This window comes from Microcella frigidaquae, from assembly GCF_014200395.1.
Lineage (GTDB): Bacteria > Actinomycetota > Actinomycetes > Actinomycetales > Microbacteriaceae > Microcella > Microcella frigidaquae.
This window is the reverse complement of sequence record NZ_JACHBS010000001.1, coordinates 2,090,716-2,113,920: the sequence shown is the minus strand read 5'-3', so window position 1 is coordinate 2,113,920 and position 23,205 is coordinate 2,090,716. Positions and strand designations below refer to the sequence as shown.

Genomic DNA, 23,205 nt, shown 5'->3' with positions numbered 1-23,205 from the left:
GAGCCGTCAGCGTGTCGCCTGTCGGTCAGGCGAGTGATCACGCCTCCTTTCCCTGACCATAGCCCTCCGGGCCGACCTTGTCACCGGGACCTTCGTCATCATCGGCCCAGAATCTCCAGAGCAGGCTCGAGACACCCTGCCGTCGGGGGGTGGCGGCCACCGCCGCGGCCCCCACGACGATGGCCCCGACCGTTCGGAGGGCCCGCGCCGCATCGCGCAGCGTCGCCCCGCTGGTGACGATGTCGTCGATCAGGACGACCCGCCGACCGGCCAGCGCGGGGCGCGCAATGAATCGCGGATGCTGCCCCGCGAGCCGCTCGTCGAGCCGGAGCCGCTTCTGCTGCGGCCCACCGTCGAGCGCCCGCAGCCCGCGGGTGACCACCAGCCCGCCGCGCCGGGCCAGGAGCGCTGCCGGGGCGAAGCCGCGCTGCGCGGCGCCCGCGCGCGAGCCCGGCACCGGCACCAGCACGTCGGCTCCCGCGCCCGGCCAGGCGAGCGCGACGGCCCGCCGCAGCGGGACGGCGAGGGGCCGCGCGAGCTCGGTGCGACCCTCCGCCTTGAGGGCGAGCAGTGCGGCCCGCGCGACCCCCTCGTAGGCGAGCCCGGCGACCACCGGAAGGGCGTGGCCGTCGACGTCGAGCAGCGCGCGGCGGAGCGACGGCCGCAGCGCGGTGGCGCAGAGGGCGCAGAGAGCACGATCGGGGGCTCCGCATCCGGCGCAGTCGACCGGGGCGACGAGCGCCCAGGCATCGGCGAGCGCCGTGGCGATGTGCGCGGAGATCATGTCGACAGGGTGCGACAGGGGCCCGCGGCGGGGCGGCGCCCGCGCGAACCCGTGGAGGACCGCTACTGCTGAGTGCCGAGGAAGGAGGCGCGCAGGCTCGTGCCCTGCCATCCGGAGCCGCGCGGCTCGAACACCACGCCGTCGGCGCCGAGCACGCGGATGCCCTCGGTGCCGCCATTGCCACCGACGATCTGCACGGCGTCGCGCGGCAGGCCGAGCGGCCGGCTGCGGCCGCCGATCTCGTGCAGCTCGACGAGCGTCTGCTCGTCGGTGCGGGTGATCGAGGCGATGCGCACCTCGTCGACCCACGCCGCGTCGACGGCGGTGTCGCCGTTGAGGGGAACCTCGCGCAGCTCGCCGAGGCGCACCGGCACCCCGGAGGTCTCGTCGCGGATAACGGCGGCGACGACCAGTCGCGGCCCACCGCGGCCGTCGAGCATGATGAGCACGCGGGCGTCGTCGCGCGAGACTGCGAGCCTCACGACGCGGCTGCCGTCGGGCAGTGCCGCCTCGACCTCGTGCACCGTGCCGTTGAGCTCGGTGGCGCGGATCGCTCCCGAGCCGGTCGCCGGCACGGACCACACGAACTGGTAGCCGTCGATGCTGGGGGCGATCAGGCCGGGGCGCTCATCGAGCAGCAGCGGTAGGGCCTCGCCCGCCGAGACAGCCCAGACGCCGTCGGGCCCGAGCGCGGTAGCGAGGGTGGTGCGCCCGGGGGCGAGCGCGACGGCGGTCGCCCCGAGCTCGACGACGCGGGTGCTCAGCGCGCCGAGCGGCTCGACCTCCCCGCCGGTCGCGAAGCCGAAGCTCTCGTCGGTGCGCAGCAGCACGCGCGGGTCGACCTGCGGCACGACGTCGGGCGCCCCGCTGGTCCACTCCGGGATCGCGACCAGGTTCTGGTCGACCGTGATGTCGACACCGACGACGCCGCTCACCGCGCGCAGGCTCGCCGCCAGCTGAAGGCGCACGCGCTGCCGCTCGCGCTCCGAGAGCGTGAGCACCTCGCTCGTGAGGTCGATCTGCGCGGTGCCGGCCACGACCGATACGGGCGACAGCGCGAGCTCGGTGCCCTCGGGGATCGCCGACACGGTCGCGCCCTGGCCGAGCCACGAGGTCGGCGGCTCGAGCACCGCGCGCACGATCCGGGTGGCGACCTCGGAGCGGGTCGGGAACCACCGCAGGTCGGGCACCAGGTTGCGGAACGCGGAATCCCAGTAGTAGATCGTGTGCTGGCTGAACGCGCTGGGGAACGCCTGCTGCGAGATCAGGATGCCGTCGCCGAGCTCGGCGATGCGCCACTCGCCGCCCTCCTGCACGAAGCGGAAGGCGGGCAGGGTCTGGCTGGAGGTGCTGTCGGCGACGGAGTACCGGCCCACCGCATCCACGGAGGCGACGATCGGCACGCTGTAGGTGAGGGTCGCATCGTCGAGCCGCTCGACGGCACCCTCGCGCGCCCGCACGAGCGTGCTGTCGTAGGGGTTCCACGCGTCGGCGACGTCCTCCGCGAGGAAGGACCGCGCGATGCGGTAGTTGTCCTGCGCCGCGGTCGTCGCGGCAAGGAAGCCGCGCAGGATCTCCTCCTGCGTCGCGCCCGCGCTCGGGCCGGAGGGCAGGAAGTCGAAGTCGACGTCGACCTCGCCCTCGATCGGGCCGCCGGGGTCGACGCCGCCGGCGAAGGGCACCGACACGCAGCCGGAGAGCAGCAGCGCCGGCAGGAGCAGGGGCAGCAGGAGGAGCACCGCGAGCCGTCTACGCATTCTTCTCATCCCTCTCGGGCGCGAGACGATCGGCTCCGAGCAGGTCGCCCTCGAGCGGCTCGGCGGGCGGCAGGTCGACCGGAGAATGGTGCACGGTCGCCCCACGCTCGCGCGGCAGCGTCAGCCGGAAGCAGCTGCCCTCCCCCGGCTCCGACCAGACATCGAGGGTGCCCCCGTGCAGCTGCGCGTCCTCCGTCGCGATCGCGAGCCCGAGCCCGGTGCCGCCGGTGGTGCGCTGCCGCGAGGGGTCGGCACGCCAGAACCGGTCGAAGACGCGCTCGAGCTGCCCCGCATCCATTCCGACACCGTAGTCGCGCACCGCGATGGCGACGGCGGTCGCGTCGCTGTCGACGTGCACGACGATCGGGCGCCCCTCGCCGTGGTCGACGGCGTTGCCGAGCAGGTTCTGCAGAATGCGGCGGATGCGGCGCGCATCCACATCCGCCTCGAAGTAGCCGCCCGGGGCGACGAGCCGCAGCTCGCTGCCCTTCTCGTCGGCGAGCGGGCGCAGTGCGTCGAGCGACTCCTCGACGAGCCGCACGAGGTTGGTGGGCTCGGCGTCGATGTCGACGGCGCCCGCGTCGTACCGACTCATCTCGAGCAGGTCAGCGAGCATCGACTCGAAGCGGTCGACCTGGGCGTGCAACAGCTCGGCCGTGCGGGCGGTGGTCGGGCTGAACTGGTCGCGCTGCTCGTAGAGCACGTCGCCGGCCAGCCGGATGGTGGTGAGCGGCGTTCGCAGCTCGTGGCTGACGTCGCTGACGAACCGCTGCTGCACCCGCGAGAGCGTGGCGAGCTGGGTGATCTGCCGCTGCAGGCTGTCGGCCATGCGGTTGAACGAGCGCGCGAGAGTGGCGATGACGTCTTCGCCCTTCTCGGGGATGCGGCGGTCGAGCTCGCCCTCGGCGAGCTTCTCGGCGGTCTCGGCGGCGATGCGCACGGGGCCGATCGCGAGCCGCGTGACGAAGTAGGTGACGAGCCCGATGGTGCCGACCAGCAGCAGCGAGCCGATGACGAGCGTCTGCTGCACGAAGTCGAGGGTCTGCTGCACGTCGCGCACGTTGTAGACGAGGTAGAGCTCGTACTGGCCGGCGGTCGGAACCTCGAACACGCCCCCGACGACGAGGCCCGGGTCGGGGCGGCCGCTCGCGGCGTTGAGCGTGACCGCCTGGGTGTAGAGCTGCCCGTCGTCCTGGGCCACCTGCTCGCGCAGCTCGTCGGAGATCACCGACAGGTCGAGCGCCCGCGTCTGCGTCGCCGTCATGGTGACCTCGGTCGTCTGACCCGGCGTGCGCAGGATCGCGAACTCGGTGCCGCCAGGGCTCGAGGCCACGCTGCGGATCGTGGTCTGCGCCGTGCGGTTGACCGCCTCCACGTCGATCGTGCCGCTCGCCGTCACCGAGCTGTCGAAGAGCTCCTGGGCGCTGACGGTCGCCTGCCGCGCCTCCGCGATGGCCTGATTCTTGCGCGCCTCGTACAGGTTGGTGGCGATGCTCAGCGACATGTAGCCGCTGATGATGGTGACGGCGACGGTCGACAGGAGCACCGTGATTGCGACCGTGCGCAGCTGCAGCGAGCCGCGCCACAGGCGCCGCGCGCGCTGCACGAGGCTGCGCCAGGTGAAGGTGAGCATCCCGTACCGGCGCCCCGCGATCAGCGGGCCGTGCCGGCCCGGTAGCCCACGCCGCGCACGGTCATGACGATGCGCGGGTTGTCGGCGTCGAGCTCGACCTTGGCGCGCAGCCGCTGCACGTGCACGTTGACCAGGCGGGTATCGGCCTTGTACTGGTAGCCCCACACCTGCTCGAGCAGCATCTCGCGCGTGAAGACCTGGTTGGGCTTCATGGCGAGCGCGAGCAGCAGGTCGAACTCGAGCGGGGTCAGGGCGATCGGCACGCCATCCCGCGTGACCTCGTGCCCGGTGACGTCGATGATGAGGTCGCCGATCGGCAGGCGCTCGACCGACGACTGCGCGGCGGGGCGCAGCCGGGTGCGGATGCGCGCTACCAGCTCTTTCGGATTGAACGGCTTCACGACGTAGTCGTCGGCACCGCTCTCGAGCCCGCGCACGACGTCGGTCGAGTCGCTCTTCGCGGTGAGCATGATGATCGGCGTGCCGCTGGTCTCACGGATCCGCGTACACACCTCGATACCGTCCATGCCCGGCAGCATGAGATCGAGCAGCACCAGGTCGGGCTTGACGCTCGCGAAGGCCTCGATGGCGGCCGGACCGTCGTAGGAGAAGTGCGGATCGAAGCCCTCTCCGCGCAGGACGATGCCGACCATCTCGGCGATGGCGGCGTCATCATCGACAACGAGGATGCGCGCGGTCATGGCTGGCCTCCGGTTCTCCGTCACCGCCAGCCTAGACGAGTGTGACACCATACGCCTGAGCAGACCTCGGGCACCGATCGGGCACGACCGGGCACGTACGAAGGGCGGACCGTGAGCGACAGCACCTCCTGGGCAGCACCCGGCGGCGGCGAGCCGCAGCCGACGACCGGCCCGAGCGGGACATCCGGCGCGGGGGCATCGCCCACCCCCGGTGCGACCCCGTACGGACCGGCCGACGGGGGCGCGCCCTTCGGCGGCGCCCCGACCCCCGCGGGCACGACCGGCTGGACTCCCCCGCCGAAGCCGGGGCTGATCCCGTTGCGGCCGCTCGACTTCGGCACCGTGCTCGGTGCGTGCTTCCAGGTGCTGCGGCGCAACCCGCGGCCGACCTTCGGGGCCGCCCTGCTGCTCAACGCCCTCGTCGTCTTCCTCTCGACGGGCATCAGCACCGTCATCGTGTTCTCCGGCCTCGATCGGGCTGCGCGCGCGAGCTCCGCCGATGCCGACACCATCCTGGTCGGCACCATCGGGCTGACGATCGTGGCCGGCCTGCTCGCCGTGGCGATCTCGGTCGTCGCCCAGGCGCTCCTGCAGGGCATCATCTCGATCGAGGTGGCGCGGGCCACCCTCGGCGAGAAGCGCACGCTGCGCGAGCTCATCGCCCTCGGCCGAGGCCGCTGGTGGGCGCTCATCGGCTGGACGGCGCTGCTCGGCCTCGCGGTCGGGCTCGGCGTGGGCCTGCTCATCGCCCTGAGCATCGGATTCTTCCTGCCCGGCGATCCCCTGCTCGCGCTCGCCGGCGTGGCGGTCGTGCTGCTCGGGGTGCTCGCTCTCATCGTGGTGAGCGCGTTCGTCGCCACGAAGCTCGCCTTCGTTCCCGCATCCCTGATGATCGAGCGCCTGCCGCTGATGGAGGCCGCCCGGCGCTCGTGGCGCCTGGTGCGCGGAGCGTTCTGGCGCGTGCTCGGGATCCTGCTGCTCGTCAGCGTCATGGTGAACATCGCGGCGAGCATCGTCACGACGCCGTTCCAGCTGGGGCTCACCTTCGCCGCGCCGCTCGTCAACCCAGCCGGCGAGGTCGAGACCGACCTGACCCTCTTCATCGTGCTGAACATCGCCGTCATCGCGATCACCGCGGTGGTGGGCGCGATCGGGTCGGTGCTGACCACGGCCGCGAGCTCGCTGCTCTACATCGACCGCCGCATGCGCACCGAGGGCCTCGACCTCGAGCTGCAGCGCTTCGTCGAGCAGCGCGCGGCCGGCGGCGCCGCGGCCGACCCCTACCAGCGCGCGACCGGACCATCGGCTCCGTGACGCTCGCCGCTGCGCTGGGCCTGGCCGCACGGATCTCCCCGGCCCTCGGGGTTCCGGTCGAGCCCGACGCTCCGGATGCCCGCGAGCTGCTGCTCGATGAGCTCAGCGACCCGGCCTACGCCGAGAGCCAGCCGAGCTGGTTCGACCTGCTCTCGCAGGCGGTGCTCGACTGGTTCGGGTCGCTGCGCCTGGCCGAGGGCGACGGGGTGCCGGCCATCGCGCTGCTGGTCGGGGGCATCCTGCTCGCCGCCGCCATCGCCGCGGCGATCCTCATCTACGGGGTGCCGCGCTGGCGGGCCCGCAGCGGGGTCGGCGTCGAGCTGCTCGGCGACCGGGACCGCCGCACAGCCCGGCAGCTGCGGCGCGACGCCGAGCGGGCCGCGAGCAGCGGCGACTGGGCGCGCGCGATCGCCGACCGCTACCGTGCGGTGGCTCGCGCCCTCGACGAGCGCACCCTGGTGCCGGCACTGCCCGGCACGACCGCGCACGGGTTCGCCCGCACCGCCGGTCGGGTGTTCCCTGCCGAGTCCGCGGCACTCGAGGCGGCCGCCGACCGCTTCGACGGCGTGCGCTACTTCGAGCGGGCCGGAACCGCCGACGACTACGCGCTGGTGCGCGCGCTCGACGAGCGGCTCGAGGCCGCGCCCGCGCCGCTCGCCGAGCTGGCCGACCTGCCCGGGACGGTGCCGGCATGAGCGCGCCCGTCACGCGGCCCGGCGCCGGCAGGGCCTCCGGTCTCGATGCCGACCTGAACAGCGAACTCTCCGCGCTCGTCATGACCCCGACCGTGCGGCGCTCGGTGCGGCGCTCGCTCTACTGGGCGATCGTGACCGCCGGGCTCATCGTGCTCGGCGTGGTGCTGCTCGCCGTCAACGGGGCCGCCCGCGAACCGAGGCCGTTCGGCGCCGCCGAGACGGCCCCGGTCGGCTCGCGCGCCGTCGTCGAGGTGCTGCGCGACGCCGGAGTCGAGGTCGTCGAGGTCGACCGGCTGAGCGCCGCGCTCGAGGCCGCGGAGTCGGCGGCCGAGTCGCCTGCCGGGGCGGGTGCCACGTTGCTCGTCGCCGACGTGCGGGAGATCCTCGACGACACCCAGTGGCCGCAGCTGCTCGGTGCGGCCGAGCACCTGGTTCTCGTGCAGCCCTCGCAGGCGGCGCTCGATGCCCTGCGCATCGACGCCCTCACCGCAGGCGCGCTCGCGGTCGACGCCGACGACGCACCCGTCGCGGGCGGCATCGAACTGGCGGCCGGATGCCCGCTGCCGGCCGCGCAGCGTGCGGAGAGCATCCGTGCCGACGGCATCGGGTACAGCACGCTCGAGGGCCTCGTCTGCTTCGACGCGGGCGAGGCGGGCGCGGGGCTGATCCGGCTCGGGGAGGGTGATGGCGCAGGCTCTGGGGCGGGTGAGGCGACCGGCGACGTCAGCGTGCTCGGCGCCGCGACAGTGCTGCAGAACGGCGAGATCACCCGGGCCGGCAACGCGGCCCTCGCGCTCGGGCTGCTCGGCGAGCACCCGACGCTCGTCTGGTACCAGCCGAGCCCGGCCGACGCGACCGCGCCGAGCCCCGCCGAGCTCACCCCCGACTGGCTGAACCCGCTCGCCTGGCTGGCCGTGCTCGTCGGGCTCGCCGCCGCGTTCTGGCGCGGGCGGCGCTTCGGCCCGGTCGTCATCGAGAACCTGCCGGTGACGGTCAAGACGACGGAGACGATGGAGGGCCGCGCGCGGCTCTACGCGCGCGAGGGCTCGCGGCTTCGGGCGCTCGACGCGCTGCGGGTCGGCACGCTGCGGCGGCTCGCCGAGGGCCTCGCGCTCGGCCGCGCCGCCGGGGTCGACGACATCGTCACCGCCGTCGTCGGCATCACCGGGCGCGACGCGGCCGTGGTGCGCGCACTGCTCATCGACCGCGAGCCCGCCACCGACCGCGAGCTGGTCGCCCTCAGCGATCAGCTGCTCGAGCTCGAGCGGCTCGTCGCGCGGCGGGTCGGGCTCGAGGACTTCCCGAGCGGCGGCTCCGGATCCGGCACCACCACCACCATCAGCACGAGCACCGCCACCGAACCGACAGGAAGAATGGACGCATGACGACGACTTCTATGACCGACGCCGAGCTGCGCGACGCCTTCGGGCGGGTGCGAGCCGAGGTGGGCAAGGCCGTCGTGGGCCAGGACGGCGCCGTCAGCGGCCTCATCGTGGCGCTGCTCACCGGCGGACATGTGCTGCTCGAGGGTGTGCCGGGCGTGGCGAAGACGCTGCTCGTGCGGTCCCTCAGCGCGGCGCTCGACCTGCGCACCACGCGCGTGCAGTTCACCCCCGACCTCATGCCGGGCGACGTCACCGGCTCGGTCGTCTACGACGCGAAGGCGGGCGACTTCGAGTTCCGGCGCGGTCCGGTGTTCACGAACATCCTGCTCGCCGACGAGATCAACCGCACGCCCCCGAAGACCCAGTCGGCGCTGCTCGAGGCCATGGAGGAGCGCCAGGTCTCGATCGACGGCGAGACGCACCCGCTGCCCCGCCCGTTCATGGTCGCAGCCACGCAGAACCCCGTCGAGTACGAGGGCACGTACACGCTGCCCGAGGCGCAGCTCGACCGCTTCCTGCTCAAGCTCGTGCTCGACCTGCCGGCGCGCGACGCCGAGGTCGAGGTCATGCAGCGGCACGCCGACGGTTTCGACCCGCGCGACCTCGCCGCTGCGGGCGTGCAGGCGGTCGTCACCGCCGAGCAGATCATCGCCGCCCGCGCCCTCGTCGGCGAGGTGCGCGCGACCCCCGAACTGCTCGGCTACCTCGTCGACCTTGCCCGCGCCACGCGCCAGAGCCCCTCGGTGAAGCTCGGCGTCAGCCCGCGCGGCTCGACCGCGCTGCTCGCCGCCACCAAGGCCTGGGCCTGGCTGCAGGGCGCCGAGGCGATCACGCCCGACCACGTGCAGCAGATGCTGCTGCCGGTCTGGCGGCACCGCATCGGCCTGCGCCCCGAGGCCGAGCTCGAGGGCGTCTCGGCCGACACGATTCTGCGCTCGATCGTGCAGCAGGTGCAGGTGCCCCTCTGATGCTGTTCCACAACTGACCATGGCGCTCACCGGCTGGTTCGTGCTGCTCGTCGCCGTCGGCGCCGTGCCCGTCGTCGCGCTGTCGACGGTCGCGCCCGCCGGGCTCGTGCTGCTCGGCTGGTTGACCCTGTGCGCCGTGCTCGCGGGGCTCGACCTTGCCCTCGCCGCCTCGCCGCGCGCGCTGCGGCTGCACCGGCAGACGGATGCCCGCGTGCGGCTCACCGAGACCGCCCGAGCGACCCTGCTCATCACGAACCCCTCCCGGCGCGTGCTGCGCGGGCGCCTGCGCGACGCGTGGGAACCCTCGGCGGGTGCCCGACCCACGCGCCATGCCGTGCTCGTGCCGCCGGGCGAGCGCCGGGCGGTGGTCACCGAGCTCACGCCGTGGCGCCGCGGCGAGCGCCGGGCGCTGCACGTCACCGTGCGGGCACGAGGGCCGTTGCGGCTGGCCGAGCGGCAGGCGAGCATCCGGCTGCCGGGATCGATCACGGTTCTGCCCGAGTTCGCCGCGCGCAAGCACCTGCCCTCGCGGCTGGCGCGGCTGCGCGAGCTCGACGGCCGCACGAGCGTGATGGTGCGCGGCCAGGGCACCGAGTTCGACAGCCTGCGCGAGTACGTGCGCGGCGACGACGTGCGCTCGATCGACTGGCGGGCGACGGCGCGACGCTCGGGTGAGCCGGGGCCGGGCGGACGAGCCGGTCAGACGCTCATGGTGCGCACCTGGCGGCCCGAGCGCGACCGGCACGTGGTCGTCATCGTCGACTCGGGGCGCACCTCCGCTGCCCGTATCGCCGACGAGACGCGCATTGACACCGCTTTCGAGTCGACCCTGCTGCTGGCCGCGCTCGCCGACCGGGCGGGCGACCGTGTCGACGTCGCCGTGTTCGACCGGCGCGTGCGCGGGCGCGTGCAGGGCGCGCGCGGAGCGGCCCTGCTGCCGAAACTCGTCGAGATGATGGCCCCCGTCGAGCCCGAGCTGATCGAGACCGACTACACGGCCGTGCCGAGCCTGGTGCGGTCGATGACGACGCAGCGGTCGCTGGTCGTGCTGTGCGTTCCGCTCGAGTCGCCGGGCGCGACGCGCTCGCTGCTGGCGATGCTGCCCCAGCTGACGACCCGGCACCTCGTGCTCGTCGCCGCCGTCACCGACCCCGGTGTGCTCGAGGCCGCCGCGGTGCGGGATGACCGGGCCGCCGTCTACCGGGCGGCCGCCGCCGAGCGCGCTCTGCTCGACGCCGAGCGCGTCGCCGCCGCCGTGCGCCGCCTCGGCGGCGACGTCGTCAGCGCGGCGCCGCTCGACCTGCCCCCGGCCGTCGCCGACCGGTACCTCGCCTACAAGGCCGCCGGGCGACTCTAGGGCGCAGCCCTGCACTGCGCTGCACTGCGCTCGCACGCGAGGCGCCACAGGCTCGACCCAGGCCTCCTCAGGAATGGTCTGGCGGTCGCTTCCAGATCTGCGGATGCACCTGATGTTGATTCATGTTGATCCGCAGATCTGGAAGGCGCTCCGGCTCATGTCCACCGCGACCGGAAGGCTCGGCGCGGCGAGAAGGATCGCGCGGCGATGAGGTCGAACTCGGCAAACGCGCCGGGCTCGCACGGTGCCGCGAGAGGACGTGCTCGGTGAAGAAAGTCGGGTTGCCCGGTGGGGCATGCGTGGGGTGCGGGGGGGCGGGCGGCTCAGTCGCCGACGACGACGCGGGCGCCGCGGCTGATCGGGTCGAGGTCGCCCGTCTCGCCCTCGCGGAAGGCCCGGCCCCCGAGCATCCACTGATACAGGAGGAAGGCGCCGAGCGCGACCGTGCCGATGCCGATGCGGATCACGTCGGGCCACTCCTGGCGCGTCACGTAGCCCTCGATGATGCCGCTGACGAGCAGGGCAGCGACGAGGCCGCCGATGATCGCGAACAGGGCGCGCCCGTCCTCGGCGAGCGCCTGGAGCCGCGTGCGCGGACCGGGCGAGACCCAGGCCCAGAAGATCATGAGACCGCCGGCGCCGGCGACGAAGATCGCGTAGATCTCGAGCTGGCCGTGGGGCAGGATGCTCAGGAAGAACACGTCGAGCCGGTCGAACTCGGCCATGATGCCCGCGCTGATGCCGATGCCCTGCGCGTTCTGGAAGAGCACGAACGGCACGTACAGCCCGGTGATGCCGAAGGCCACGCACTGGGCGGCGATCCACGCGTTGTTGCTGAACACCTGCAGGCCGAACACGGCCTCGCTCGAGGCGCTGTAGTAGCCGACGAAATCCTCCTCGGCGTAGCGCCGCAGGTCGTCGTAGGGGCCGAGCGCCGCGAGCACGCCGGGGGTCGTCGCCACCCAGGTCGCGGAGAAGGCGCCGACGATCACGAACAGGGCGCCGATCACGAGCGTCAGATAGCGGATGCGGTACAGCGCGGCCGGCACCTCGCGGGTCGCGAACCGCGCGAGCTGGGCGAGCGGCTCGGCCGTCGCCCCCGTGAACCGCAGCCGCGCGCGCGACAGCAGCACGCTCAGGGTCGCCGCCTGCGCCACCTGCCCGGCGCTCGTCGTGATGGCAGAGAGCTGCGTAGCGCCGGCCTGATAATGCTCGATGAGCTCATCGGCGTCGCGCCCGGCGAACCGCCGCTGGCGCGCCAGCTCGCGCAGCCGCTGCCATTCGTCAGCGTGCGCGGTCGAGTATGCGTCGAGATCCATGTGTTGAGATGATCGCATGGAGAGCCAAGGAGGCGCCGCATGAGTTCGACCGAGGCAGCATTCGACGACCAGCGCGAGCTGCTCACCGGTGAAGCGGTCGCGCTCGAGCTGCGCCCGACGAGCGTCGTGCTGCGCATGGCGGGCGCCATCATCGACTACCTCCTCTACGGTCTCGTCACCGCCGGGATGCTGTGGCTGGCGTTCTCCGCCGCGGGCGCGCTCGGCGTGCCGGAGGAGCTGGGAACCGCGATCTCGATCGCGTGCATCGTGCTCGGGCTCGTGCTGCTGCCCGCCGTCGTCGAGACGGCCGCGCAGGGCAAGTCGCTCGGCCGGCTCGCGCTCGGCGACCGCATCGTGCGCGACGACGGCGGCGCCATCGCGTTCCGGCACGCGGTGATCCGGTCGTTCGTCGGCCTGTTCGAGATCGTGTTCACGTTCGGCGGCCTCGCCGTCGTCGTCGCCATGCTGAACGCGCGCGCGAAGCGGCTCGGCGACCTGATCGCGGGCACCTACAGCCAGTACGAGCGGGTCGCCCCCGCAGTGTCGGGGGCGTTCGGGGTTCCCGCCGAGCTGGTGGAGTGGGCATCCGTCGCCGATGTCGCCCGCCTGCCCGACCCGTTGTCGCGCCGCATCGCGCAGTTCCTGCGCCAAGCGCCCGGGCACCTGCCGGCTACGCGCGAGCGCCTCGCCCGCGACCTCGCCATCGAGGCCTCGAGCTACGTGTCACCCGTGCCGGGCGGCGACCCCGAGCTGTTCCTGGCGGGGGTGGCCGCGCTGCGCCGCGAGCGCGAGGCGACGGCCCTGCGACTCGAGCAGGCTCGGCTCGACGAGCTGCGGCCGACGCTGAGCGCCTTGCCGCACGGGTTCCCCGACCGCGGCTGAGCACCCAGCTTCCACCAGGGTGCCCGGCGCAGGAGGATGACGAACGCGCGGTGCCGGGCGTTCACCGCCGGCCTAGGCCCGGCTGAGCCCCGCCTCGGTGGCGAAGAGGTAGTTGCGGGCAGCGAGGGTGACCTCGTCGACCGGCTGCCACGCCTCGTCGCGCCACACGTGCATGCGGTAGTCGGGCCAGCGGCGCGCGATCTCGGCGACGACCTCCGCGGCCACCGTTCCGTAGCGCTCGAGATGGCGGTCCTCGATCTCGAGCAGCACCGCGGGCCGGTCGCGGTCGATCGTCGCCGCCGCGCCCTCCAGCACCTGGGGCTCGAAACCCTCGACGTCCGCCTTGATGAACGAGACCCGACCGACACCGGTGCTCTCGACCCAGGCGTCGACCGAGGTCATCGGCGTCGACCACAGGCGTGAACGCTCGCGCGGGCCCGGCTCGGCCGCCCCCTCCGTGAGGTGGGCACGCCCGTAGATGGGCAGCCCCAGCACGATCGGCAGCCGCATGGTGACCGACCCGGCCGCCGGGCCGACCGCGCTCGGCGTCAACTCGAGCTGCGGGGCACCGAGCAGCCGTCGCCAGCGGCGCAGCGTGCGCTGCTGGCGGGGGTGCGGCTCGAAGGCGGCCACGCGGCCCTGCGGCCCGACGAGAGCCGACAGGGTGACCGCGTACATGCCGTGCGCGGCGCCGATGTCGATGACGGTGTCGCCCGGCCGCACGAGCGCGGGCAGGCCGCGCAGCTCGGGCTCGGCGCCGCCGATCCGGCTGGCGAGCATCATGCCGGCGCGCGTCAGGCGCAGGCGGAGGGAGGGGTGGGTGCTCGAGGTCGTCATCGTGGAGTGCCGCTAGTAGCGGTAGTGCTCGACCTTGTAGGGGCCCGCCGGGTCGACGCCGATGTACTGCGCCTGCCGCGGCGACAGCTCGGTGAGCTTCACACCGAGGGCGTCGAGGTGCAGGCGGGCGACCTTCTCGTCGAGCAGCTTCGGCAGCACGTACACGCCGATCGGGTACTCGGCGCGCTTCGTCGCCAGCTCGAGCTGAGCGAGCACCTGGTTGGTGAACGAGGCGCTCATCACGAAGCTCGGGTGGCCGGTGGCGTTGCCGAGGTTCATGAGGCGCCCCTCGCTGAGCACCAGGATCGAACGGCCGTTCGGCAGGCGCCACTCGTGCACCTGCGGCTTGATCTCGATGCGCTCGGCGCCGGGCAGAGCCTCGAGCCCGGCCATGTCGATCTCGTTGTCGAAGTGCCCGACGTTGGCGACGATCGCGAGGTGCTTGAGCGCCAGCAGGTGATCGAGGGTGACGACGTTCTCATTGCCGGTGGCCGTGACGAGAATGTCGATGTCGCCGATCACGTCCTCGAGCCGGGCGACCTGGTAGCCGTCCATGGCCGCCTGGAGGGCGTTGATCGGGTCGATCTCACTCACGATGACGCGCGCGCCCTGCCCGCGGAGAGCATCCGCCGACCCCTTGCCCACGTCGCCGTAGCCGCACACGAAGACGGTCTTACCGCCCATCAGCACGTCGGTGGCGCGGTTGAGGCCGTCGGGCAGCGAGTGCCGGATGCCGTACTTGTTGTCGAACTTGCTCTTGGTGACCGAGTCGTTGACGTTGATCGCCGGGAAGAGGAGCTTGCCGTCGCGGTGCAGCTCGTAGAGGCGGTGCACGCCGGTCGTGGTCTCCTCCGTGACGCCCTGGATGCTCCGGGCCATGCGGGTCCAGCGCTGCGGGTCGCTCGCCAGCGAGTTCCGCAGCACCTCCAGCACGACCCTCCACTCGGCGCTGTCGCCCTCGGCATCGGCCGGAACGCTGCCCGCCGCCTCGAACTCGACACCCTTGTGCACGAGGAGGGTCGCGTCGCCACCGTCGTCGAGGATCATGGTCGGGCCGACGGGCTCACCGGCCGCGTCGACGCCGAAGTCGAAGATCTGCTGGGTGGCCCACCAGTACTCCTCCAGGGTCTCGCCCTTCCAGGCGAAGACGGGGGTGCCCTCGGGACGCTCGACCGTGCCGGTGGTGCCGACGACGACCGCGGCGGCCGCCTCGTCCTGGGTCGAGAAGATGTTGCAGCTGGCCCAGCGCACGTCGGCGCCGAGGGCCCGCAGCGTCTCGATGAGCACCGCGGTCTGCACCGTCATGTGGAGCGAGCCGGCGATGCGCTGCCCGGCGAGGGGCTGGTGCGGGCCGAACTCCTCGCGGAGTGCCATGAGGCCGGGCATCTCGTGCTCGGCGAGGCGGATCTGGTGACGGCCGGCCTCCGCCAGCGCGAGGTCGCGGACCTTGTGGGCGACACCGTTGACGACGTCGACGTCGAGGGCGGGGCGCGCGGGCGTGTGGATGCTCATGTCCCACATTCTGGCAGGCTCGCGGCTGTGGTTACGCCGGGTATTCGGCGCGATCGCGATCCCGCAGCGGTTCGAGTGCGTCGAGGATCAGATCGAGCCCGAACAGGAACTCCCCGGCCGGGTCGTATCCGCTGGCCGCCAGGGTGACGGCCGATTCGTGCAGCGCGGGGAACTCCTCGGGGGGCAGTTGCGGCAGGTAGACGCTCTCGGTCATGGCGGCCAGCCCGTCGGCGGTCTGGAAGGGCAGAGCGGCCTCCTGCAGCGCGTGCCCGTAGACGTAGCTGTTGAGCATCCAGTTGGCATGCGTGGCGTGGATGACGGAGAAGCCGGCCGCGCGCAGGCAGGCGGTGAACGCCTCGCGGTGCCGGAGGTTCGCCGGACCGGGGGTCGTCCGCGACTCCATGAGCGCCGTTGCCCAGGGGTGCCGCGCGAGCGCCTCCCGGGTCGAGAGCGCGCTGCGCCGCATGGCGGCCTGCCAGTCGTCCCCGCCGGTCGGCGGCTCGATCTCGCCGAACACGACGTCGACCATGGCGTCGAGCAGCTCATCGCGGCTCGCGACGTAGTGGTAGAGCGACATCGCACCCGCGCCGAGCGCCGTCGCGAGGCGCCGCATGCTGAGGCCGTCGACGCCGCCGAGGTCAGCCAGGCGCACCGCCTCGGCGACGACGCGCTGCTTGCTCAGCCCGCTCACTGAGCCCTCCTGGCGCTGCTTCCTCGCTGGCACGACGCTCCTCTCGCGGCTGGAAACCTTGACAATCGTACAGCGTACGGTCGATAGTACGGTGTACGTCGTACGGCGTACGACATCGCTCACGAAAGGACCCTTCGATGACCGCACCAACGACCGCCCCGACACCGCCCGCGACACTGCTCGATTCGCGGCCCCTGCCCGTGCAGGCCCGGCTCGCCGCCGCGTGGACGAGCCTGATCTTCCTCGTCCTCTACATCGACTACTTCCACCTCTACCAGCCGGGCGAGATCGACTCGATCCGCAACGGCGTCATCTTCGCGTTCCCGATCAGCGGGATGCTCATGTCGATCTTCTTCGTGATCATCGCGATCCCCGGCCTCATGGTGCTGCTCTCGGCGGCACTGCCCGCACGCGCGAACCGCCTCACGAACATCGTCGTGACGGCGGTCTACATCCCGATCATGGTCGTCAACGCGGCGGGCGCGACGCCCGACTACGCCGTCTACTACGCGCTCACGATCGGCGTCGAGCTGGCGATCATGGCGTACATCCTGCGCACCGCGGCACGGTGGCCCCGCGCGGAGGGGTGGTCGACTCGTGCGGGGAAGGACGAGGCGCGCTAGCCGACCTCGCCGAGCGCGCTGTAGCGCACGATCTGCCACCCGTTCGGCGCCGAGAGCCGCTCGGAGTGCCGCTCACACAGGTCGTAGCTGTGCGGCTCGCGGCGCACGCTCAGGGGGCCGAGAACCGCCATCGACTCGGCGTACACGTAGGTGAGCGTGCGGGCCGCTGGCTCGCCGCACGCGACCTTGCTGCACGGTCGAACGGTCATCGTGCTGTCAGCATACGGCCGACCGGCGACGGCGCGCAGGTAGGCTGAGGGCGTGGCCCGAGCAGAGCGCGGCAGCGGCATGCACCCGTCGGCGCGGGCCCGCGCGCGGCACGGCCGCCTCGGGCGCTCGCCCATCACCGGCCCGCACCTGCCGCTCATCCACACGCGGCGCGACCTGTTCGACACGACCGTGCAGTCGACCGCCGAGTATCTCGTCGACCTGTGGCCGGAGGAGCTCGCCGACCTGCGCATCGACGTCGCTCCGATGCCCGACCAGCCGCTCACGGTCAAGGGTGTCGCGCGGTGGCGCGTCGAGCACGCGCGCAGCCGGGTGGTGCTGTTCCGCATCCCGATCGAGCGGATGAGCCGCCTGCACCGCGACGACGACTGGCACCGGCGGCTGATGGTCGAGAGCTGCGTGTTCCGCGCGGTCGGCGAGCTGATCGGCAAGGATCCCTGGGATCTCGCTCCGGACCGGTTCCGGCACCACTGAGCCGGTAGCGCTCAGCCGACCCTGCTGAGCCGCAGCGGCGTCAGCCCGGCAGCACGGTGACGCTGCCGGCCGCCGCCGGCCGCGGGGCGACGCGGGATCCCGCCAGGAGGCCGTCGCCGCGGTACGTGATGCTCGCGTGCACCGTGCCGCTGGGGCGGATGCGCAGGCCCGCGTCGCTCGCGACCGGCACCGTCACCACCGAGCCCGGGGGCACCGTCACCGCGATCCCGTCGATCTCGACGTCCGCACCGTCGGGTGCGAGCAGGTGCAGCACCGCCCCGAGACCGGCGTCCGCCCCGAGGGGGGCGACGGCGGCGAGAGCCTCCTCCCCCGCGACGAGCGGAGCCGCGGGGGCGAACCACTCCACATCGGAGCCGCTCGCACCCGTCACCGTGGTGCGCCCGGCGACCACGATGGGGGCGCTCGCCTCGATGACGACTCCGTACTCGCCGTCGGCGATGTCCGAGAGCGGCAGATCCACCACGACTCCGGGGTCGAGCGTGGTCTGCGTGGTCAGCCCGACCACGCCGGCCGGCGGCACGAGCGTGACGGTGACCTCGACGGTCGCATCACCGGGGGCGAGCATCCGCAGGGCGGGGAGGGCGTCAGTCCCGCCATCGGCGCTGAACCGCTCGAGCACGGCCTCCAGGCCGATGACGGGCAGGGCCGGGATGACGTGGCGCACGTCCGGCGCAGCCACGGGCGTCACCACGCTCAGGCCGTCGGGGTCGAGTCCGCGCACGATCGAGGTCTGCAGGGTGGCGGCGACCGAGCCGCCCGTGCTCGTCACCTGCACGACCGGCGACGGCTCGTCGACCGCGAACCCGGAGAGCGGCAGCACGCGCTGGCTGCCGGCACCGACGATGATGCCCGTCGAGCCGACGGCCTCGATGGGGCCGGTATCGCCCCATAGCCGCAGGTCGACGACCGCGTCGACGACGTCGGCGTTGCTGAGGACGATCCAGGTGGTGCGGCCGACGGTAGTGGATCCGCCGACCAGCCAGGCGGTGCGCGCGGGTGTCAGGCACTCGGCGGCGGCCAGTCCGCTGAGGTCAGGGGTGGCGGCTCGCACGCGCTCGGCGGCGGCGAGCGCGTCGCTGGGGGCCTCGCGCGGCAGGGTGACGACACCCGCTCCCCCGCCAGCGGCGTCGCTCTCGGGAAGGGCGCTCTCGACCAGACCCGGACCGAAGGCAGCTCGGGCCGGGGTTGCGACCACGGTGGGCTGCGGGTCGTCGCCGCGGGTCAGGCCGATCGCTCCGCCGGCGCAGACGACCGTCTGGTCGGCGCGCTCGGGCGTGACCGTGAGTGCGGGAACGGCGGGGGCCGTCGACGGCGCGGGCAGGAGCAGCACCCCGGCGGCGAGGGCCGCCGCGGCGACAGCAGCGACGAGCGCGAGGGTCGCTCTGCCGGAGGCGACGAGCACGTCGCGGCCGCGGCCGGGCGCCGCGGAAGCCACAGGGGCGGGCTGCTCGTCAGTCATCGTCGCCCTCCGGCTCGAAGGTGGCGGCGGGGCCGTCGGGGTCGGTGCGCTCAGCGGGCCGGCGCGGGCGGATGCTGGTCGGCACGGCGAGCAGCAGGGTCAGGCCCAGGATGCCCAGCTGCACCCCGAGCAGCACCCCGCTGCTCGGGTCGGGGTCATCGGCCGGGGCGGGACCGTCGTCATCCGTCACGACCCGCCAGAGGCGCCCGGTGTCGGTGTCGCCGACGGAGGCCAGGGCGGCATTGCCGTCGAGGGCGGCGACGATCGCCGAGACGGTGGACTCGGCGACACCGGGAGCGGCGGGTTCGAGCAGCACGAAGCGGATGTCGCGGGTTGCGAGCCCGCTGCTGGCATCCTGCCCGCTGGGGGCCACGAGATTCGCGACCAGCGCCGCAATCTCCGCAGCGGCGTACGGCCCCTCGGCGCTGGTGGTGCCGGCACCGGCAGCCCCCGCAAGAGGCGCCGTCGCACCGAACGATCGCTGCGCGACAAGGCTGCGGCCCGCCCCGCGGTCGATGCGCGCGGAGACACTGATCGCCGCGGGCTCGGCACCCGGCGGGTCGACCACCGACGTCGGTCGCAGCACGATCGTCCCGAGGCCCGGCTCGGCCTGCGCCTCGGCGGCGACGAGGGCGGGCAGGGTGCGCGGCTCGGCGGCGCGCACGGCACCCGCGGCGGTGCCCGCTCCCTCGGTGATGATGGTCGCGACGGCGGGGACCGCGGCGAGCACGGCGGCGACGACGAGCACGGCGCCGAGCGCTGCGGCCAGGGCGCGCGGGCCACGCGGTTCGGAGGCGACGGCGGCGACCCGACGGCTCGGTGCCGGGGTGCGGATGCCCTCGAGCGCGACGGCGGCGGCGAGCACGATGCCGAGACCGGCGAGGCTCAGGGCGGGGCCGGCATCGACGAGCACGGGGGCGCCATTCGCGACGCTCACGGCGACGCCGCCGACCGCCCACGCGGTCGTCACACCGAGGGCGGCGAGCGCGAGGGGAAGCAGAGCGCGGCGAACGGTGGGCAGCGCCAGCCCCGCGAGGGCGATGAGCGCGGCCGGAAGCGCGAGCACGGCGACGACGAGGCCGGCTCCGAGCGCGGGCAGGGCCGGGGCGACGGCTGCGAGGGGGCCGAGCACGAGCGACAGATCGGGCCAGCCGGCGAGGATCCCCGTCGGAGCGAGTGCAGGCGGCGCGACCGGCAGGCCGGGGCTCGCGAGCAGCCCGAGCGGGGTGCCGCGGCGCAGCTGGTCCCACGCGAGGGGGCCGAGCAGCGCGGCCGTCGGAACGGCGAGCGTCAGGAGGCGGCCGATGCGGCGGGGCTGCGTGAGCATCCACACCACCCAGACCAGAACCAGGGCCGGCAGCAGGGCGGGGGCGCTCGCGACCACGACGGCAGCGGTGAGACCGGCGACCGCGGTGGCGCTCCACGACCGGGGGGCACGGGCGGCCGCGGCGACGAGCAGGGGCAGGGCGAGGTGCGCGATCACGGCGGCCGGGCGGCCGTTCGCGAGCGCCGAGAGCAGCGCCGGCGAGAGTGCCCACAGCAGGGCGGCGACCGCCGCTGGCCCGGGATGCTTCACCAGCGCCGCGGCCGCCCACCAGCCGCCCAGCGCTGCGAGCGGCACGGCCGCCACCCACAGCACGCCGAGCACGAGCGAGGGCTGCCAGGCGGTCAGGCCGCCGAGCCCGGCGAGAACGAAGGTGAAGGGGTCGGCCGCGCCCTGGCCGGTGCGCCGCAACGCCTCCAGCAACGCGGCCGCGTCGGGGGCGAGCGGCGCGAGCGCGCCGCCGAGCAGCGCAGGGGCACCGAGAAGCGGTGCGAAGACGACGGCCCCGACGACGGCGGCCAGGACGACCACCCACGCGCCTCCGGGAAGGAAATCGGGGCGCACCGGCCGATCGTCCTCAACGGCGCTCAGCGCGGCATCGCGGGCGACCGCGCGGCGGCGGCGCACCTCGTCAGGCTCCATGCGCAGCGGCGTGACCGCGGCCCACCCGACGGTGCGCGCGCGGGCGAGGCGCCGACGGGCGCTCGGCACCGCCGTGCCGGAGAACGCGACGGCGAGCGCCGCCGTGAACTCGCCGCCGACGCGGCCCGGCTGCTTGCGCAGCAGCTGGGCGAGGGCGCGGGCGATCGCGAGCGGCAGCAGGCCGAGCCAGTGCAGCGGCACGGCGACGGAGGGCGCGTACACCAGGCGCCGGTGCAGCTGCGCGGTGCGGCGCAGACGCGCGGCCAGCCGGTCGGAGACCGGACGCGCGGCTCCCGGTCGGGCGGCCTGCGCGGTGCTCTCATGCACGAATACGCGGGCCTGCGGCACCCCGACGACACGGTGGCCGGCGAGACGGATGCGCACGCAGAGGTCGAGGGCCGCATCCACCCCCGGCAGCGCCGGATCGAAGCCCTCGACGGCGGCGAACACGGTGCGCCGCACGAGCATGGCGGCCTCGCCGACCGCGAGCACGTCGCTCGTGCGATCGTGCTGAGCCTGGTCGAGCTCGCGCTCGGCGATCGCGATGCTGGCGCCCAGGCGGGTGAGCGTCTCCCCGTAGCCGGCGATCATCGTGGGCTGCGCGGCGTCCATCTGCTTGGGGCCGGCGACCGCGACCGAGGGTGCGATCTCGACGGCGGCCAGCAGCCGCTCGAGGGCGCGCGGGTCGGGCACGGTGTCATGGCGCAGCAGCCACAGCCACTCCTCGACCCCGCCGTAGGGCGAGCTCGTCGGCTCGGCGGCCGGCAGGGCGCCGAGGGCGCGATGCACGAGCTCGCCGAAGCCGAGGCCGGAGGCCGCCGTGACGAACTGGGTGGGGTTCGCGGCGGCGAGCTGCGCGGTGACGGCATCGCTGCCTGCGGCGTCGACGACCACGAGCAGGTCGGGGCGTCGGCTCTGCTGGGCGAGCGCGTCGAGGGTCTGCTGCAGCGGCTCACCACCCCGGCGGGCGGCGACGATCGCGATGACTCGGGGCTGCACGGTCTCCACCCTAGGCCGGGTCGAGGGCCGCGGCGATGACGCGCGCCGCGTTGGTCAGAACCGGCACCCGGTTCAGGCGCGGCGGCGCAGCTTGCGGCGCTCGCGCTCGCTGAGGCCGCCCCAGATTCCGAAGCGCTCGTCGTTCTGCAGGGCGTACTCGAGACACTCCGCCTTGACCTCGCACGAGGTGCAGATCTTCTTCGCGTCGCGCGTCGATCCGCCCTTCTCGGGGAAGAACGCCTCGGGGTCGGTCTGCGCGCAGAGAGCGTCGGCCTGCCAGGCGAGAGCGTCGTCGTCGGTATCGCGCGGGCGGCGGACGCCCGGCACGCCCAGGCGCACGGGGTCGACGAACCAATCGCCGGGAACGGTGTTCCGGTACTCGCTCATTGGTTCAACTCCCTCCCCCGCACGACCCCCGTTGCGCGGGATGCCCTAATTACACCCGTGTGATTCGCCCGCGTCAAGTCGCGGATAGTAAAAGGCTCAATGGCGCAATGAGAGTTGCGACGCGCCGCAGAAAGCGCTATGTGCGCGAGGGAAGCTCATCGCCGGCGCGACGAGCCGGCGCGACGTCGGGCCGAGCTCAGGCTCCAGACGCCCGCCGCGCCTCCCACGCCGACGCGACCATCTCGGCGAGGGTGTGGCGCATCTTCCAGCCCAGGTCGCGCGCCGCGAGCGCGCCGCTCGCCACGATGCGCGGGGGATCGCCCGGGCGACGAGGCGCGAGCTCGGGCGTCACGGCGATACCGGTGACCTCGGCCACCGCATCCATGATCTGGCGCACCGAGACGCCGTCACCCGAGCCCAGGTTGTACGCGGGCTCGATCGGCTCGCCGGCCTCGAGCCGACGGGCGGCGGCGACATGCGCGAGCGCCAGGTCGGCGACGTGGATGTAGTCGCGCACACAGGTTCCGTCAGGCGTCGGGTAGTCGGTGCCGTTGATGCGCGGCTGCCGTCCTTCGGCGAGCGCGTCGAACACGAGCGGGAAGAGATTGTGCGGGCTGGTGTCCCGCACGGCGGGGTCGCCCGAGCCCACGACGTTGAAGTAGCGCAGGCTGGTGTGCCGCAGCCCCGCCGCGACCTCCTGGTCGCGCAGCAGCCACTCGCCGATCAGCTTCGACTCGCCGTACGGGCTGGTCGGGCTCTTCGGGGTCTCCTCGGTGACCAGGTCGACATCGACCGCGCCGTAGACGGCGGCCGAGGACGAGAACACGCACCGCTGCACGCCGTGGCGCTGCATCGCCTCGAGCAGCGTGATCATGCCGGTGACGTTCTGCTCGTAGGTGTGCAGCGGCCGCTCGACGCTCACGCCCGCGTACTTGAAGCCGGCGACATGGATGACCCCGGCCACCGCGTGCTCGCCGAGCACCGCATCCACCGCCGCCGCATCGAGAACGGATGCGCGCACGAAGGGCACGTCGGCGGGCACGAACGCGGCGTGACCGCTCGAGAGGTCGTCGAGCACGACGGCGGGCATGCCCGCGGCGGTGAGGGCGCGCACGACGTGCGCTCCGATGTAGCCGGCGCCGCCGGTGACGAGCCAGGGCGAGGATGCGGTGGACATGGGCTCCACGCTAGTCGCCGGTAGAGTCGCACGGGT

At 73.5% G+C, this 23,205-nt stretch carries 21 protein-coding genes; 8 read left to right on the top strand and 13 right to left on the bottom strand.

Annotation, left to right across the window (positions count from 1 at the left end):
• Positions 1 to 37: 37 nt before the first annotated feature.
• The 4 genes from BJ959_RS10405 to mtrA form a co-directional block, all read right to left on the bottom strand.
• Positions 38 to 784, bottom strand: a complete 747-nt coding sequence (locus BJ959_RS10405; protein ID WP_165878976.1) for a ComF family protein — start codon at positions 782 to 784, stop codon at positions 38 to 40.
• Positions 785 to 846: 62 nt separating this feature from the next.
• A complete protein-coding gene (locus BJ959_RS10400) occupies positions 847 to 2,541 on the bottom strand; it encodes an LpqB family beta-propeller domain-containing protein (protein ID WP_165878975.1) in 1,695 nt (564 codons plus the stop codon).
• The gene (gene mtrB, locus BJ959_RS10395; protein ID WP_153981775.1) at positions 2,534 to 4,174 is read right to left on the bottom strand and encodes an MtrAB system histidine kinase MtrB; all 1,641 of its coding nucleotides are present in this window, start codon (positions 4,172 to 4,174) and stop codon (positions 2,534 to 2,536) included. The genes BJ959_RS10400 and mtrB overlap by 8 nt, the downstream gene beginning before the upstream one ends.
• Before the next feature lie 20 nt (positions 4,175 to 4,194).
• A complete protein-coding gene (gene mtrA / locus BJ959_RS10390; protein ID WP_153981774.1) occupies positions 4,195 to 4,875 on the bottom strand; it encodes an MtrAB system response regulator MtrA in 681 nt (226 codons plus the stop codon).
• Positions 4,876 to 4,986: 111 nt separating this feature from the next.
• Here mtrA and BJ959_RS10385 point away from each other — a divergent pair, with 111 nt between their 5' ends.
• The 5 genes from BJ959_RS10385 to BJ959_RS10365 are packed head-to-tail and all read left to right on the top strand — an operon-like array spanning position 4,987 to position 10,594.
• On the top strand, positions 4,987 to 6,189 hold the full coding sequence (locus tag BJ959_RS10385) for a DUF7847 domain-containing protein (RefSeq protein WP_153981773.1): 1,203 nt from the start codon (positions 4,987 to 4,989) through the stop codon (positions 6,187 to 6,189).
• The gene (locus tag BJ959_RS10380; protein ID WP_153981772.1) at positions 6,186 to 6,884 is read left to right on the top strand and encodes a DUF4129 domain-containing protein; all 699 of its coding nucleotides are present in this window, start codon (positions 6,186 to 6,188) and stop codon (positions 6,882 to 6,884) included. Before BJ959_RS10385 ends, BJ959_RS10380 begins: the two co-directional genes overlap by 4 nt.
• Complete coding sequence (locus tag BJ959_RS10375) at positions 6,881 to 8,269, top strand: DUF4350 domain-containing protein (protein ID WP_153981771.1); 1,389 nt, start codon at positions 6,881 to 6,883, stop codon at positions 8,267 to 8,269. Before BJ959_RS10380 ends, BJ959_RS10375 begins: the two co-directional genes overlap by 4 nt.
• 11 nt (positions 8,270 to 8,280) lie before the next feature.
• A complete protein-coding gene (locus BJ959_RS10370) occupies positions 8,281 to 9,237 on the top strand; it encodes an AAA family ATPase (RefSeq protein WP_153981995.1) in 957 nt (318 codons plus the stop codon).
• A 19-nt stretch (positions 9,238 to 9,256) separates the two neighbouring features.
• Entirely contained in the window at positions 9,257 to 10,594 is a 1,338-nt protein-coding gene (locus tag BJ959_RS10365; protein ID WP_153981770.1) for a DUF58 domain-containing protein, read from the top strand.
• 323 nt (positions 10,595 to 10,917) lie between these two features.
• Here the strand turns inward: BJ959_RS10365 and BJ959_RS10360 are convergent, their stop codons facing one another.
• Positions 10,918 to 11,913: a stage II sporulation protein M gene (locus tag BJ959_RS10360; protein ID WP_153981769.1), complete on the bottom strand. Its 996-nt coding sequence runs from the start codon at positions 11,911 to 11,913 to the stop codon at positions 10,918 to 10,920.
• A 39-nt stretch (positions 11,914 to 11,952) separates the two neighbouring features.
• Between BJ959_RS10360 and BJ959_RS10355 the strand changes: the two genes are divergently transcribed.
• On the top strand, positions 11,953 to 12,795 hold the full coding sequence (locus BJ959_RS10355) for an RDD family protein (protein ID WP_153981768.1): 843 nt from the start codon (positions 11,953 to 11,955) through the stop codon (positions 12,793 to 12,795).
• Between the two features lie 72 nt (positions 12,796 to 12,867).
• On the opposite strand, the gene BJ959_RS10350 is transcribed toward BJ959_RS10355, so the two are convergent.
• Genes BJ959_RS10350 through BJ959_RS10340 form a run of 3 tightly spaced genes read right to left on the bottom strand, consistent with a single transcriptional unit; the run spans position 12,868 to position 15,835 of the window.
• Positions 12,868 to 13,632: an FkbM family methyltransferase gene (locus tag BJ959_RS10350; protein WP_153981767.1), complete on the bottom strand. Its 765-nt coding sequence runs from the start codon at positions 13,630 to 13,632 to the stop codon at positions 12,868 to 12,870.
• A gap of 12 nt (positions 13,633 to 13,644) precedes the next feature.
• Complete coding sequence (gene ahcY, locus BJ959_RS10345) at positions 13,645 to 15,144, bottom strand: adenosylhomocysteinase (RefSeq protein WP_153981766.1); 1,500 nt, start codon at positions 15,142 to 15,144, stop codon at positions 13,645 to 13,647.
• A 31-nt stretch (positions 15,145 to 15,175) separates the two neighbouring features.
• A complete protein-coding gene (locus BJ959_RS10340; RefSeq protein WP_341799856.1) occupies positions 15,176 to 15,835 on the bottom strand; it encodes a TetR/AcrR family transcriptional regulator in 660 nt (219 codons plus the stop codon).
• 137 nt (positions 15,836 to 15,972) lie between these two features.
• Between BJ959_RS10340 and BJ959_RS10335 the strand changes: the two genes are divergently transcribed.
• Positions 15,973 to 16,458, top strand: coding sequence for a DUF6326 family protein (locus BJ959_RS10335; protein ID WP_153981764.1), 486 nt, complete (start codon positions 15,973 to 15,975; stop codon positions 16,456 to 16,458).
• Here the strand turns inward: BJ959_RS10335 and BJ959_RS10330 are convergent.
• Positions 16,455 to 16,667: a DUF3499 family protein gene (locus BJ959_RS10330; RefSeq protein ID WP_153981763.1), complete on the bottom strand. Its 213-nt coding sequence runs from the start codon at positions 16,665 to 16,667 to the stop codon at positions 16,455 to 16,457. The two genes, BJ959_RS10335 and BJ959_RS10330, sit on opposite strands and share 4 nt — an antisense overlap.
• A gap of 52 nt (positions 16,668 to 16,719) precedes the next feature.
• Between BJ959_RS10330 and BJ959_RS10325 the strand changes: the two genes are divergently transcribed.
• Positions 16,720 to 17,160: a metallopeptidase family protein gene (locus BJ959_RS10325; protein ID WP_341799855.1), complete on the top strand. Its 441-nt coding sequence runs from the start codon at positions 16,720 to 16,722 to the stop codon at positions 17,158 to 17,160.
• 40 nt (positions 17,161 to 17,200) lie between these two features.
• Here the strand turns inward: BJ959_RS10325 and BJ959_RS10320 are convergent, their stop codons facing one another.
• From BJ959_RS10320 to galE, 4 genes are all read right to left on the bottom strand, one after another.
• A complete protein-coding gene (locus tag BJ959_RS10320) occupies positions 17,201 to 18,640 on the bottom strand; it encodes a DUF5719 family protein (protein WP_153981762.1) in 1,440 nt (479 codons plus the stop codon).
• The gene (locus BJ959_RS10315) at positions 18,633 to 21,605 is read right to left on the bottom strand and encodes a glycosyltransferase (RefSeq protein WP_165878974.1); all 2,973 of its coding nucleotides are present in this window, start codon (positions 21,603 to 21,605) and stop codon (positions 18,633 to 18,635) included. Before BJ959_RS10315 ends, BJ959_RS10320 begins: the two co-directional genes overlap by 8 nt.
• A gap of 72 nt (positions 21,606 to 21,677) precedes the next feature.
• Positions 21,678 to 21,992 (bottom strand): WhiB family transcriptional regulator, encoded by a 315-nt coding sequence (locus tag BJ959_RS10310; RefSeq protein ID WP_153981760.1) that lies wholly within the window; start codon positions 21,990 to 21,992, stop codon positions 21,678 to 21,680.
• A 196-nt stretch (positions 21,993 to 22,188) separates the two neighbouring features.
• On the bottom strand, positions 22,189 to 23,169 hold the full coding sequence (gene galE, locus BJ959_RS10305) for a UDP-glucose 4-epimerase GalE (protein ID WP_153981759.1): 981 nt from the start codon (positions 23,167 to 23,169) through the stop codon (positions 22,189 to 22,191).
• Positions 23,170 to 23,205: the final 36 nt, after the last annotated feature.